The 12,897-nt window shown below is 64.9% G+C and carries 12 protein-coding genes; 9 read left to right on the forward strand and 3 right to left on the reverse strand.

What is annotated here, in order from left to right; translation table 11 throughout:
- Position 1: 1 nt before the first annotated feature.
- Positions 2–709 carry an NRDE family protein gene (locus J2X38_RS06370; RefSeq protein WP_310252336.1) on the reverse strand — a complete coding sequence of 236 codons (708 nt, stop codon included), beginning with the start codon at positions 707–709 and terminating at the stop codon, positions 2–4.
- Between the two features lie 88 nt (positions 710–797).
- On the opposite strand from J2X38_RS06370, the gene J2X38_RS06375 reads away from it, so the two are divergent.
- Genes J2X38_RS06375 through J2X38_RS06385 form a run of 3 tightly spaced genes read left to right on the forward strand, consistent with a single transcriptional unit; the run spans position 798 to position 2,432 of the window.
- Positions 798–1,352 (forward strand): DUF4287 domain-containing protein, encoded by a 555-nt coding sequence (locus J2X38_RS06375; RefSeq protein WP_310252338.1) that lies wholly within the window; start codon positions 798–800, stop codon positions 1,350–1,352.
- Between the two features lie 10 nt (positions 1,353–1,362).
- On the forward strand, positions 1,363–1,971 hold the full coding sequence (locus J2X38_RS06380) for a TetR/AcrR family transcriptional regulator (protein WP_058539074.1): 609 nt from the start codon (positions 1,363–1,365) through the stop codon (positions 1,969–1,971).
- 20 nt (positions 1,972–1,991) lie between these two features.
- Complete coding sequence (locus J2X38_RS06385) at positions 1,992–2,432, forward strand: hypothetical protein (protein WP_310252341.1); 441 nt, start codon at positions 1,992–1,994, stop codon at positions 2,430–2,432.
- Between the two features lie 117 nt (positions 2,433–2,549).
- Here the strand turns inward: J2X38_RS06385 and J2X38_RS06390 are convergent, their stop codons facing one another.
- Both J2X38_RS06390 and uvrB read right to left on the reverse strand, forming a co-directional pair.
- A complete protein-coding gene (locus J2X38_RS06390; protein WP_310252343.1) occupies positions 2,550–4,058 on the reverse strand; it encodes a S10 family serine carboxypeptidase-like protein in 1,509 nt (502 codons plus the stop codon).
- 98 nt (positions 4,059–4,156) lie between these two features.
- On the reverse strand, positions 4,157–6,343 hold the full coding sequence (uvrB, locus tag J2X38_RS06395; protein ID WP_058539072.1) for an excinuclease ABC subunit UvrB: 2,187 nt from the start codon (positions 6,341–6,343) through the stop codon (positions 4,157–4,159).
- An 88-nt stretch (positions 6,344–6,431) separates the two neighbouring features.
- On the opposite strand from uvrB, the gene J2X38_RS06400 reads away from it, so the two are divergent.
- The 6 genes from J2X38_RS06400 to fabF all read left to right on the forward strand — a co-directional run bounded on the left by J2X38_RS06400 (position 6,432) and on the right by fabF (position 12,814).
- The gene (locus J2X38_RS06400) at positions 6,432–6,950 is read left to right on the forward strand and encodes a DUF3617 domain-containing protein (RefSeq protein WP_058539071.1); all 519 of its coding nucleotides are present in this window, start codon (positions 6,432–6,434) and stop codon (positions 6,948–6,950) included.
- 169 nt (positions 6,951–7,119) lie between these two features.
- The gene (locus tag J2X38_RS06405) at positions 7,120–7,785 is read left to right on the forward strand and encodes a hypothetical protein (protein ID WP_310252348.1); all 666 of its coding nucleotides are present in this window, start codon (positions 7,120–7,122) and stop codon (positions 7,783–7,785) included.
- Positions 7,786–8,116: 331 nt separating this feature from the next.
- On the forward strand, positions 8,117–9,871 hold the full coding sequence (locus J2X38_RS06410) for a tetratricopeptide repeat protein (RefSeq protein WP_310252350.1): 1,755 nt from the start codon (positions 8,117–8,119) through the stop codon (positions 9,869–9,871).
- A 31-nt stretch (positions 9,872–9,902) separates the two neighbouring features.
- On the forward strand, positions 9,903–11,102 hold the full coding sequence (locus J2X38_RS06415) for a serine hydrolase domain-containing protein (protein WP_310252353.1): 1,200 nt from the start codon (positions 9,903–9,905) through the stop codon (positions 11,100–11,102).
- Between the two features lie 46 nt (positions 11,103–11,148).
- Positions 11,149–11,385, forward strand: coding sequence for an acyl carrier protein (locus tag J2X38_RS06420; protein WP_003039428.1), 237 nt, complete (start codon positions 11,149–11,151; stop codon positions 11,383–11,385).
- 169 nt (positions 11,386–11,554) lie between these two features.
- Entirely contained in the window at positions 11,555–12,814 is a 1,260-nt protein-coding gene (gene fabF / locus J2X38_RS06425) for a beta-ketoacyl-ACP synthase II (RefSeq protein ID WP_058539067.1), read from the forward strand.
- Positions 12,815–12,897: the final 83 nt, after the last annotated feature.

Here is a 12,897-nt window from a genome sequence, read left to right on the forward strand (position 1 = left end):
CTCAGCCGATACGAAATTCGAGGGCGGTCGTTCCAGCGGGACGGCCGCCCTTTTCGTATCGCCGCTCGATCATCCGGACATCGCCCGCCACCGACACCGCGACGAGCGTCGAGGCGCGCGTGCCATAGACGTCGCCGCGCAGGAACAGCGCGGGGTCGTCCTCGGCCATCAGCGTGTCGAGCAGGCCCTCGGGATCGCCGCCAGCTGCGACCGTGGCCTCCAGCGCCGTGCGCAGCCGCTCCGCGCGCGGGCACGGTGCGTCGACGGGCTCGTTGGCGAGCGCATGGACGCCGGGCTCGAGCGGCATGATCAGCGGGACGGGCCGGTTGGTGAGCAGCCGCACCTTGCCGTCGCCCACCGCGAAGAGGTTGAACGCGTTGAAGCGTGGCAGGTCCCCGGCCGCGGGGTCGGCAAAGCGCCCTTCGCCGCGCAGCATGTCGACGACGAGCGCGCCGCGCGATTCCTTGGCGGGATCGGGCATCGCCCCGCGGACATTGGTCACGACCACGGCGCGGCCGCTGGGGCGATGAACCCCGAGCCATGTGCCGCCGGCCTGCAGATCGCGGCCGGCGACGATGCCGCTGCCGTCGTCCCATTCGGCGAGCGGCGCGGCGGCGCGCGCGTGGAGCTCGTCGCGATTGCCGATGAGGATGAGGGGCCAGTCGGGATGGGCTTTGTGAGCAAGGGCGACGACGCACATGGGGTGCATATCGGGCCTCGCCACCCGCTTGCCAAGCCTCTTGACAAAACGCTTTGTTGAATGTTCAATCAACTCATCTTGACGAGGGAGAACGGCGATGGCCGACGAATTCGAGAAGATGGGCGAAAGCCTCCGTGCCAAGACGGGCAAGGGGCTGGACGAATGGGTCGCCGCGGCGCGCGCGACCGGCATCGTCGGCCATATGGCGCTGGTGAACCACCTGAAATCCGAACATGGGCTCGGGCACGGCTATGCCAATATGATCGTCCATGCCGCCAACGAGTCGTCGTCGCTGTCGCAGGACGATGATGCGCTGGTCGCGGCCGCGTTCGACGGGGCGAGGGCGCATTGGCGGCCGCTATACGACCGGCTGGTCACGCTCGTGCAGGGGTTTGGCGACGATGTCGAACTGGCGCCGAAGAAGGGCTATGTCAGCCTGCGCCGCAAGAAGCAGTTCGCGCTGCTCCAGCCGTCGACCAAGGACCGCTTCGATATTGGCCTCGCGCTCAAGGGCGAGGAACCCGTCGGTAAGCTCGAAACCGCGGGCAGCTGGAATGCAATGGTCTCGCACCGCGTGCGCATCGCCGCGGATGAAGAGGCGGGCGACGATGTGGCGGGCTGGCTCCGCGCCGCCTATGATCGTGCCGGATAGGGGAAGGCCATTGAACGCCGCCGACACCCGCCAGCGCATATTGATGACAGCGATGGAGCTGTTCTGGGAGAAGGGCTATCTCTCGACCTCGGTCGCCGACATTCTTTCGCGCAGCCAGGTCCATTCCGGCAGCCTCTATCATTTCTTTCCCGGCAAGCAGGACGTGCTCGTCGGCGTGCTCGAACTCTATCGCGACGGGATCGACGAAATGCTGCTCGCCCCCAATTGGGAGGGGGTCGACGATCCGATCGACAAGATTTTCGCGCTGCTCGCCGGCTATCGCACGCACCTGATCGTTACCGATTGCACTTATGGCTGCCCGATCGGCAGCCTCGCGCTCGAGATCCACGAGCCCGACCCGGTGGTGCGCGACCTGATGGCGGCGAATTTTACGGGCTGGTCCACCGCGATCGCGGGTTGCTTCAATGCAGCGGCCGATCGCCTGCCGAAGGGCGCCGATCGCAAGGCGCTCGGCGAATTCGTGCTGACGGTGATGGAGGGCGCGGTGATGCAGGCACGCACCTATCGCGACATCGGCTATTTCGACCGCAACATTGCTGTATTGCGTGACTATATCACCACGTTGATGGCGACGGCAAAGGATGATAGCTTCGCCTGACTTTCTGGAGGGGGAGACTTATGATGACCGAAGTGCGCAAAACGCCCTGGCACCTGTGGGTGGTCGGGGTGGTGTCGCTGATCTGGAACGCCTTCGGCGCGATGGATTATACGATGACCAAAATGGGCAACGCCGAATATCTCGCGGCGTTCACGCCCGAACAGCAGGCCTATTTCGCCAGCTTTCCCGTCTGGGCGAACATTGGCTGGGCGCTCGGGGTATGGGGGGCGCTGCTCGGGTCGCTGCTGCTCCTCGTGCGCAGCCGCCACGCGGTGACGGCATTCCTCGTCTCGCTGATCGGGCTGGCGCTCAGCAGCGTCTATCAGTTTGGCATGCATTATGGCGACCTGATGCGGATGTTCGGCGCCTTCCCGATGATTTTCACCGCAGTGATCTGGGTGATCGCGATCGCGCTCTTCCTTTACGCACGGTCGCAAGCGGCAAAGGGCGTGCTGCGCTGAGCGGAGGTTCCGCACTTTTGTCATTCCCGCGAAAGCGGGAACCCAGTGGCGACGTCAGCTAGCTGGGTCCCCGCTTTCGCGGGGATGACAAAGCAGGAAGTAATCGGGCTTCCGGTATCAGCGCCCCCGGATGAAGGCGCGGATATCGGCCGACAATTTGTGCCGGTCCTCGTCGCGAATATACATCATGTGGCCCGCGCCATAATAGGTGTAGCTGATGCGATCCTGCGGGATGCCGGTGCGCGACAGCGCATATTCGGCGGCGAAAAAGGGCGTCGCGAAATCATAATAGCCCTGTGCGACGAGCACTTTCAGCCCCGAATTTTCGCGTAGCGCCTGCCCGATATAGGGCGCGACATTCAGATAGCTATTGGTGTCGCGGTCGCCGATCCGCCAATCCCATTGCCCGCCGATGCGGCCGATCGACTGATATTCGCGGTCGGTCTTGAACCCCAGCCCGTCGCGGCTCCAGCTGTTGATCGCGGCGGTATAGCTCGCGTCGATGCCATAGAAGCTCGGATCGTTGTCGGGGCCTTCGCCCGCGCTGTCATAATCCTTGCCGGTATAGCGGCTGTCGAGGCGGCCGACGGTGAGCCCGCGGTCGCGCAGCAGTTCCTTGTAGAACCGGCTGGGCGTGACGCGCAGGTCGGCGCTTTCGAGATAGGTTTCCGATAGCCCCGTAAAGCGCGACAGCTCGCGGCGTACCGCGGCGCGTTCCTCGCCCTGCAGCTTCTGGCCCTTGAGCAAGGCGGTCGCATAGGGGCCGATCGCCCATTGCCGCGCTTCCTCGGCAAAGGCTTCGGGCGACGCGGCGGTCGCCTTGCCATGATAGAGCGCGGTCACTGCCATCGAGGGCAGGTTTGTGATCGGCGACAGCTCGTTGCCCGGTGTGTCGGCGCCCGCCGCGAAATCGAGCACGGTCGAGATCAGGATGATGCCGTTGAGCGCGACATCATTGTACGTCTCGTTCATCAGCTGGTTCGCGACCGCCGCCGAGCGCGTCGTGCCATAGCTTTCGCCGCCGAGATATTTGGGGCTGTTCCAGCGGCCATTGTCGTTCAGCCAGCGGCGGATCACCTCGGCGACGAGCTTTGCGTCCTGCGTGACGCCGTAATAATCCTTGGGGTCGGCCTTGCCGATCAGGTGCGAAAAGCCCGTGCCCGGCGGATCGATGAAGACGACGTCGGTGACGTCGAGCAGCGCATCGGGATTGTCGACGATCGGGTAGGGCGGGGCCCCGTCATCGACGCCGGTGCCGGGAATCGCGACGCGCTTCGGCCCGAATGCGCCCATCATCAGCCAGACGGTGCCCGATCCGGGGCCGCCGTTGAACAGGAAGGTGATCGGCCGGCCCGGATCGCGCGGTTCCTTGACATAGGATGTGGTGACGACCGCCACCTCGGGCACGCCGTCCTTGTTCTTGATGATCGTCTCGCCGATCGTCGCGGCATAGTTGATCCGCTGCCCGCCGAAGGTGCCAGACAGCTTGGTGGTGCGGACCTGCGGTTCATAGTCGGCGGGCTTTTCAGCCTTCGCCTTGTCGTCAGCGGGCTTGTCCTGCGCGTAAAGCGCGGCAGGCGTGGTGGCGGCAAGCGCCAGGGCAATAAGCGACAGACCTGTTTTCATTGATGACTCTCCCCGGTTTCGGGGCGGACCCTAAGCAGCGGCCAGAGGCGGGGCAAGAGCGCTTGTCGGAAAACGTATACGTTTTGTCGAAGCGAAGACTATCGCCCCCACTTGGTCTTGCTCTGCTTCCCGAACCGCCCCTTGCGGGTGCCCGGCTTGCCCTCGTTCGACCGCCCGACGCGCGGCGCGACCTGCTGATCCGCAGGCAGCCCTAGCTCATCGGCCTCCAGCTTGCGGATTTCGTCGCGCAGTCGCCCGGCCTCTTCGAATTCCAGATCCGCCGCCGCATCGCGCATCTTCTTTTCGAGGTCCTGGATATAGGCGCGGAGGTTATGCCCGACCATGTGCGTCGGCTTGTCCTCGCCGATGTCGATCGTCACCTGATCCTTCGACGCGACGTGGGCGATGATGTCGCCGATGTTGCGTTTGATCGTCGTCGGGGTGATGCCGTGCGCGACATTATATTCGGTCTGCTTTTCGCGGCGGCGGTCGGTCTCGCGCATCGCGCGTTCCATGCTGCCGGTGATGCGGTCGGCGTAGAGGATGACGCGGCCGTCGACGTTGCGTGCGGCGCGGCCGATGGTCTGGACGAGGCTGGTCTCGCTGCGCAGAAAGCCTTCCTTGTCGGCGTCGAGGATCGCGACGAGCCCGCATTCGGGAATGTCGAGCCCCTCGCGCAGCAGGTTGATGCCGATGAGCACGTCGAACACCCCGAGTCTCAAATCACGGATGATCTCGATGCGCTCGAGCGTCTCGACGTCGGAGTGCATGTAGCGGACCTTGAGACCCGCTTCGTGGAGGAACTCGGTGAGGTCTTCGGCCATGCGCTTGGTCAGCGTCGTGACGAGCGTGCGATAGCCCGCGGCGGCGGTCTTCTTCGCCTCGACGATCAGGTCGTCGACCTGCTCCTCGACCGGCTTGATCTCGACCGGCGGGTCGATCAGCCCGGTGGGGCGGATCACCTGTTCGGCGAACACGCCTTGCGTGCGGTCCATCTCCCAGGTTCCCGGCGTCGCCGATACGCTGACCGTCTGCGGGCGCATCATGTCCCATTCGGCGAAGCGCAGCGGCCGGTTGTCGATACAGCTCGGCAGGCGGAAGCCATATTCGGCGAGGGTGATCTTGCGGCGGTGATCGCCCTTCGACATCGCGCCGATCTGCGGGATCGTCTGGTGGCTCTCGTCGACGAAGAGCAGCGCGTTGTCGGGAAGATATTCGAACAGGGTCGGCGGCGGTTCGCCGGGCAGGCGGCCGGTCAGGAAGCGGCTGTAATTCTCGATGCCCGCGCAGCTCCCCGTCGCGGCGATCATTTCGAGGTCGAAATTGGTGCGCTGTTCGAGCCGCTGGGCTTCGAGCAGCCGGCCTTCGGCCTCGAGTTCCTTCAGCCGCTCGGTCAGCTCATGCCGGATCGCCTCGCTCGCTTGCTTCAGGGTCGGGCCGGGGGTCACATAGTGGCTGTTGGCAAAGACGCGGACGTAGTTGAGGGTCGCGATCTTCTTGCCGGTCAGCGGGTCGAACTCGGTGATCTCCTCGATCTCGTCGCCGAAGAAGCTGACGCGCCACGCCATATCCTCATAGTGCGACGGGAAGATTTCGAGAGAGTCCCCGCGCACGCGGAAATTGCCGCGCGCGAACGCCTGATCGTTGCGCTTATACTGCAGCGCGACGAGCTTGCGGATGATTTCGCGATTGTCGGCGACCTGACCCTTTTTGAGGTCGAAGATCATCGCCGAATAGGTCTCGACCGAGCCGATGCCGTAAAGGCACGACACCGATGCGACGATGATGACGTCGTCGCGTTCGAGCAGCGCGCGCGTCGCCGAGTGGCGCATGCGGTCGATCGCCTCGTTTACGCTCGACTCTTTCTCGATGTAGGTGTCCGACCGCGGCACATAGGCTTCGGGCTGGTAATAGTCGTAATAGCTGACGAAATATTCGACCGCATTGTTCGGGAAGAAGCTCTTGAACTCGCCATAGAGCTGCGCCGCGAGGATCTTGTTCGGCGCGAGGATCAGCGCGGGGCGCTGCAATTCGTCGATGACCTTCGCCATCGTGAAGGTCTTGCCCGATCCGGTGACCCCGAGCAGCACCTGGTCGCGCTCGCCGTCGAGCGCGGTGGACACGAGTTCCTTGATCGCGGTCGGCTGGTCGCCCGCGGGCTCATAGTCGCTAACCAGTTCAAATCGCTTGCCGCCTTCGACCTTGTCGGGGCGCGCGGGGCGATGCGGGACATAGCCCTCCGCCGTGTCGATTTCATCGAGCGATGTACGAATCTGAATTGCCATTGCTGCCAATATGGTATCGATGGGGCGGGTCCACAATCGCAATGAATCAAAACAAAGCCCCCAAACGGATAGTCACAGGAGACAGGGTATGAAGAAATTTCTGACGGTCGCCGCGATCGGCGCCCTCATCGCGGTGTCGGGTTGCGGCAAGAGCGAGAATGCGGCCGCCAGCGGTCCGGTGAAGCGCGAAGCCGGTAACTGGAAAACCGACGTCAAGCTGGTGAAGTTCGAAATGCCCGGCATGCCGCCCGAGGCGAAGGACCAGATGACGAAGATGATGGAAGGCGCCAGCGGCATGGACCAGTGCTTCACGCAGGAGCAGGTCGACAAGGAAGACATCGCGGCCGAACTCGCGAAGGGCCCGGGCAACGGCGGCGAATGCAAATGGTCGAAGAAGGATGTCGCGGGCGGCAAGATCGACATTGCCGGCACCTGCACGCAGAACGGCCAGACGGTCGACATGGCGATGGCGGGCACGATGGAAGCCAAGAAGAACGACGTCACCATCACGACCAAGGGCAAGGCCCCGACCGGCGGCGACATGGAAATGGTCATGCAGATGACCAGCGTTCACACCGGTCCGTGCAAGGCACCGGCCACGACCTAAGCCCTCTATCTTTTGACGAAAAATGATGGGGCGTCGGTGGAAACCGGCGCCCCTTTCGTATATGCAGAGAAAAGATGGGGGTCGCAAATATGCTTGGTTATGGGACGTTGGGCGCCAACGAGCTGACACCTGTGTGCGTTCGCGCCTTGCGCATCGAAGCCGTCTGAATTTGACCGGCTGGCTCGACCGCCGCGGGACCCCGCTCTGGCTCGGCCTCGCCGCCGGGCTGCTCGCGGTCGCGGCGGGATTGCTGGTGGGCGGCGATGCCGCCGAGCGCGCGGGGCTGGCAGCGCGATGGACCGCCCGCGCCGGCCTGCCGCTCTTCCTCGTCGCGTTTCTCGCATCGACGCTGGTGCGCCGCTGGCCGGGCGCGACAACGCGCGCGCTGCTTCGCCGACGGCGGCAATGGGGGCTGGGCTTCGCGCTCGCCCACACGATCCACCTCGTCGCGCTGGGCATTAACGTCATCGTCTATGCGCCGGGTCGGACCTGGCAGTCGCTCATCGGCGGCGGCCTCGCCTATGTCATCCTCTATCTGATGGCGCTGACCTCGACCGACGGGTGGCAGCGGCGGCTGGGCCAATGGTGGGGGTACCTGCACCGGTTCGGAATCTATTATATCTGGTTCATTTTTACCGCGAGCTACGCCGGGCGTGCCTTTGGCGCCGATCCGGACAAGCAGGTTGTCGGTATGGTCTTTGGTACCGTCATGGTCGCGGCGCTCGCGCTGCGCCTGTGGCCAGCACGGCGCGTTGAGCGGAGAGCGAGGGATGTCGACTTGCCGGGCGACAGAACAGGTGGGGCTGTCAGGCCGCCCGGCGAAGTCTTGAAATGAGGCCTGAGGGGGATCGAAGGGTGCCAGGGACCAGCTCGCACCTTTCGCCTTTTGGCCTCAACACCGCGACATCGTAGGAATGCCGCGATGCCCAAAGGATGCCACAGTTTCGAAACTGTGGCAGTTACAAGGGGTCACATGCCGTTATGTTGCCATTTGATAACCAATCCTTAACCCGTTTTCGCGTTTTTCCTCGCAGATTGGCGCACGGCTTTTCTTCTGATATGGCGTAAGGTTTCCTTGTTACCGTTACGTCAAAGTAACAATGGGTGGCCGCGCTTGTTGATTGGCGTATCACCCGCACCGCCCGCCAGGGGTATTTGAGGGTAGCATGGACCAGGCGAAAACGAACGAGACACAGGACCCCGCCGAGGTCGATCGGATCATCGCGGGAGAACTCGAGCGCCTGCTCGATTCCCCGATGTTCACCCGCTCGCCAGTGCTGTCGCGGCTGCTGCAATTCCTTGTCGAGCACCGCCTTCGCGGCGGGCGCAGCTCGCCCAAGGCTTATGCCATCGCGACCGAGGCGCTCGGCCGCAGCGAAGATTTCGACCCCGCCGTCGACAGCTATCCGCGCGTCATGGTGGGGCGGCTGCGCAGCCTTCTCGACCGCTATTATGCCGATACGCCCTGGGTCCACCGGCTGCGCGTTCCGCAGGGCAGCTATGAAGTCGTCGTCCAGTATCGCGCGGCGCCCCCCTCGGCGCGGTCGGCCGACGACCCGGCTGGCGATGATGACGTCAAGACGGCAGGCGCCGCAGGGCGGACGACGGGGCGCGGCGGCGTCGTCCGGCGCGCGCCCGATCGCGGCGCCCGCTTTGGTCGCTGGATCGTCGTCCTCATCCTCCTCGCGCTCGCGCTCTTCACGCTCTGGACGCTCCGCGGCGGCGACCGGCTGTTCATCGGCGACCCGGTGCCGGTCCCCTTGCTCGAAGTCAGCGCGCCGGCCGCGGGAAATCTGCCCCAATCGCGCGCGCTCGCCCGGGCGCTCGATGGAAAGCTGCGCGACGGGCTGCGGCGCTTCGATCTCGTTGACCTCCTGAGTTCGAAGGCGCCGGGCAGTGCGGTCACCGGCAAAAGCGACTATCGGCTCGACACATCGCTCGTCCGCACGGTCGAGGGCAACACCGACGTCACACTCGTTCTCAACCGCGTCGCGGACCAGCGCGCCATCTGGTCGCAACAACTGCGCCTGACACAGGATGAAACGCCCGAATTTACCGCAATCGAGCCGCTGATCGCGCAGCTTGCCGGGGATTATGGCGTGATCGTGCGCGACCAGGTCCAGCGCCAGCCCGACAATTTCTCGCCCGGCTTCCCGTGCCTCGCGCAGTTCAACCGGGTGCGCCAGATGCGCAATACCGCGAACGTGAAACAGGTCGATGCCTGCCTGCGCGCGACCCTCAAGGCCAACCCGCGCGATCCCGTCACGCTCACCGCACTGTCGCTCGTGCGCTATGGCGACTGGCAGCCGCAGCGGATGACGCCGGCGGGGCGCGAGGCGTTTGCCGAAGCGCGGGCGCTGGCGCAGCGCTCGTATGAAAGCAGCCCCAATTCGTCGGCGGGCATGTTCGCGATGGCGCGCGCCAATTTCTATACGGGCAATTGTGCGGCCGGCAATGCGATGGGCGACGCCGCGATCGCGCTCAATCCCTATGATGCCGACATGGCGGGCTTTCTCGGCCTGTTCAAGCTGACCTGCGGGATGGGGCCCGAGGGCGAGCTGTTGCTCCGGCGGTCGCTCCAGCTCGATTCTTCCTATCCCGGCGTTCCGGCGGTCACGCTCGCTTTCACGCTGTCGGAGCGCGGTGACCAAGATGAGGCGCGGCGGATCCTCGATCAGATGCCCTCGCCGAGCAATATGGAGCCGCAATATATGATGGTGCGCGCGATCGTGCAGGCGCGGCAGGGCCAGGTGGCGGAAGCCCGCGCGCAATGGCAGCGGCTGCTCGCCTATACGCGCCAGCCCGCCGATGCGACGCCCGAACGGGTGCTGGGCCGGTTCATCATCACCCCGGTGGTGATCCAGCGCGCCTCGGCCGCGCTTCGCGATTCGGGCGTCGTTGCGGCCAAGGCGGCGCCTTGACGCTGCGCCGCGTGCTGCGCAGAGTGGCGCCATGCTCTCGCTTCTAGCCCTGCTGACTTCGGTCGCGTCGCCCGCCCCCGCCGCCGTGGCAGTGCATTTCAACCGCGAAGGACAGGTCGAGGCGCGCGTCGCCCAGGGGCTGGCCGACCGGGCGAGCGGCCGCGCGATCACGCCCGACGATCCGGTGCGCGTCGCTTCTGTCTCCAAGCTGATCGTCGCGCTCGGCGTGCTGCGGCTGGTCGAGGCGGGCAAGCTCGATCTCGACCGCGACGTGTCGGACTATCTCGGCTGGCGGCTGCGCCATCCCGCTTATCCCGACCGGCCGATCAGCCTGGCGCAGTTGCTGGGGCACCGGTCCGGGCTCAACGACGAAACCGACTATGCACTGCCGCTGGATGCCGATCTCGAAACCGCGCTCCGCAATCCCGCCGCCTGGGACAAGGCGCGTCCGCCGGGCGGCGACTTCGCCTATGCCAATTTCAACTACCCGGTTGTCGCCGCGGTGATCGAGGGGGCGACCGGCGAGCGTTTCGACACCGCGATGACGCGCATCGTTTTTCGCCCGCTCGCTCTCGATGCCTGTTTCAACTGGCCGGCGTGCAGCGACGCGGCGGTCGCGCGGGCCGTCGTGCTGCACGATGCCGAGGGCAATGTCGTGCGCGACGATCTGAAGGGCGCGCGGCCCGCCTGTCCGGTCGTGCCGGCGGCGAACGGCGGCTGCGACCTCGGCACTTATCGCCTCGCCCGCCACGGCGCGGGGTTCAGCCCGCAAGGCGGGGTTCGCATCTCGGCGAACGGCCTCGCGCGGATCGGGATCATGCTGCTGCGCCGCGGCGATGGCTTTCTGAAACCCGAAAGCCTTGCCCGGCTCGAAGCGATGGCGCGCGTCCGCCCGACGAGCGGCGAGGGGACGGGCGGCTTTTTCTGCGAATATGGCATAGCTATGCACAGCACCGGCGGCCCGGCGCTTCGCGACCCCGCCTGCCGCGACGACCTGTTCGGCGACGGCCGTTTGCGCCGCGGCCATTCGGGCGATGCCTATGGATTACGCTCGGGCCTGTGGTTCGACCTTGAAGGCGGCGATGGCATTGCCTATTTCGTCACGCAGGTGCCGGAGGGGCAGAAAGGGACACGGTCGGCATATAGCGCTGCAGAGGAAGTCTTGGTCGACGCGGCGCTTCGCCGCACGGCCGATGCCAGCCCTCTTGCCAGCCCCGCCCACGGGCACTAGGGCAATTTTCAACATTCACGACATAGTCAGAAAAAAGGAACTGTGCATGAGCGATTCGGCCGAAAAGGTTAAAAAGATCGTCGTCGAACATCTGGGCGTCGAAGCCGACAAGGTCACCGAAGAAGCGAGCTTCATCGACGATCTGGGCGCCGACAGCCTCGACATCGTCGAGCTGGTGATGGCGTTCGAAGAAGAATTCGGCGTCGAAATCCCCGACGATGCGGCGGAAAAGATCGCCACCGTCAAGGATGCGATCGACTATATCGAAGCGAACAAGGGCTGATCGGGCCCGGTCCGGCCTAGCCGGACGCGGCGGCGACGCCGCCCACGCGTTTCCGGCTTCCCGGTCCCGAGCGTTCGCGCGCAGTGGCCGGGAAGCTTTTTTTATGGATATGCGTTTTCAAACGTGACGCGGCGCCCTGCGGGGGCAGGGGCCGATGAAAGGAATGACTATGCGCCGGGTTGTGGTGACGGGTTTGGGTTTGGTGACGCCGCTGGGCGCCGATGTGGAAACCACATGGGCCAATCTGCTCGCGGGCAAATCGGGCGCCGGGACGATCACCCATTTCGATGCGTCGGACCAGAAATGCACGATCGCGTGCGAAGTGAAGGGCCCTGACCATGAATATGGTTTCGACCCGGGCAAGCGCGTCGATCACAAGGTCCAGCGCCAGGTCGATCCCTTCATCATCTATGGCATCGACGCCGCGGGGCAGGCGATCGAGGACGCGGGCCTTGAGGACATGTCCGAGGAAATGAAACTGCGCGCCGGCTGCTCGATCGGTTCGGGAATCGGCGGGCTGCCGGGCATCGAAAGCGAAAGCCTGCTGCTCGCCGAAAAGGGTCCGGGCCGGGTTTCGCCGCACTTCGTCCACGGCCGTTTGATCAACCTGATCTCGGGTCAGGTCAGCATCAAATACGGCCTGCAGGGTCCGAACCACGCCGTCGTCACCGCCTGCTCGACCGGCGCGCATTCGATCGGCGACGCCGCGCGCATGATCCGCGACGATGACGCCGACATCATGCTCGCGGGCGGCGCCGAGGCGACCATCTGCCCGATCGGCATCGCGGGCTTCGCGCAGGCGCGCGCGCTCAACATGAGCTATAACGACCGCCCCGAACAGGCGAGCCGCCCCTATGACAAGGACCGCGACGGTTTTGTGATGGGCGAGGGCGCGGGTGTCGTCGTGCTCGAGGAATATGAGCATGCCAAGGCGCGCGGCGCGAAGATTTACGCCGAGGTCGTCGGCTACGGCCTGTCGGGTGACGCCTATCATGTGACCGCGCCGCACCCCGACGGTTCTGGCGCGTATCGTTCGATGGAAATGGCGCTGAAAAAGGCGGGCATGACCGTCGCCGACATCGACTATATCAACGCGCACGGAACGTCGACGATGGCCGACACGATCGAACTCGGCGCGGTCAAGCGGCTGTTCGGCAACGAAATCGCCAATGTGTCGATGAGCTCGACCAAGTCCGCCATCGGCCACCTGCTCGGCGGCGCCGGTGCGGTCGAGACGATCTTCTGCATCCTCGCGATCCGCGACCAGATCGTTCCGCCGACGCTCAACCTCGACAATCCCGACGAGGGCACCGACGGCGTCGACCTCGTCCCGCACACCGCGAAGAAGCGCGAAGTGAAGGCCGCGCTCAACAACAGCTTCGGTTTCGGCGGCACCAACGCCAGCGTCATCGTCAAGGCGGTCGACTGATTATTCGATCCTCCCTGCGGCGAAGCCGTGGGGAAGGGGGACCGCTCGCGAAGCGAGGGGTGGAGGGGTCGCGACATCGCGAT

Origin of the sequence: Sphingopyxis sp. BE235 (genome assembly GCF_031457175.1) — a bacterium.
Lineage (GTDB): Bacteria > Pseudomonadota > Alphaproteobacteria > Sphingomonadales > Sphingomonadaceae > Sphingopyxis.

Excerpts from the sequence above, each read along its gene's own strand:
- J2X38_RS06370 (WP_310252336.1), bottom strand. The coding sequence starts at position 709 with ATGCACCCCATGTGCGTCGTCGCCCTTGCTCACAAAGCCCATCCCGAC.
- J2X38_RS06375 (WP_310252338.1), top strand. The coding sequence starts at position 798 with ATGGCCGACGAATTCGAGAAGATGGGCGAAAGCCTCCGTGCCAAGACG.
- J2X38_RS06385 (WP_310252341.1), top strand. The coding sequence starts at position 1,992 with ATGATGACCGAAGTGCGCAAAACGCCCTGGCACCTGTGGGTGGTCGGG.
- J2X38_RS06390 (WP_310252343.1), bottom strand. The coding sequence starts at position 4,058 with ATGAAAACAGGTCTGTCGCTTATTGCCCTGGCGCTTGCCGCCACCACG.
- uvrB (WP_058539072.1), bottom strand. The coding sequence starts at position 6,343 with ATGGCAATTCAGATTCGTACATCGCTCGATGAAATCGACACGGCGGAG.
- J2X38_RS06400 (WP_058539071.1), top strand. The coding sequence starts at position 6,432 with ATGAAGAAATTTCTGACGGTCGCCGCGATCGGCGCCCTCATCGCGGTG.
- J2X38_RS06410 (WP_310252350.1), top strand. The coding sequence starts at position 8,117 with ATGGACCAGGCGAAAACGAACGAGACACAGGACCCCGCCGAGGTCGAT.
- J2X38_RS06415 (WP_310252353.1), top strand. The coding sequence starts at position 9,903 with ATGCTCTCGCTTCTAGCCCTGCTGACTTCGGTCGCGTCGCCCGCCCCC.
- J2X38_RS06420 (WP_003039428.1), top strand. The coding sequence starts at position 11,149 with ATGAGCGATTCGGCCGAAAAGGTTAAAAAGATCGTCGTCGAACATCTG.
- fabF (WP_058539067.1), top strand. The coding sequence starts at position 11,555 with ATGCGCCGGGTTGTGGTGACGGGTTTGGGTTTGGTGACGCCGCTGGGC.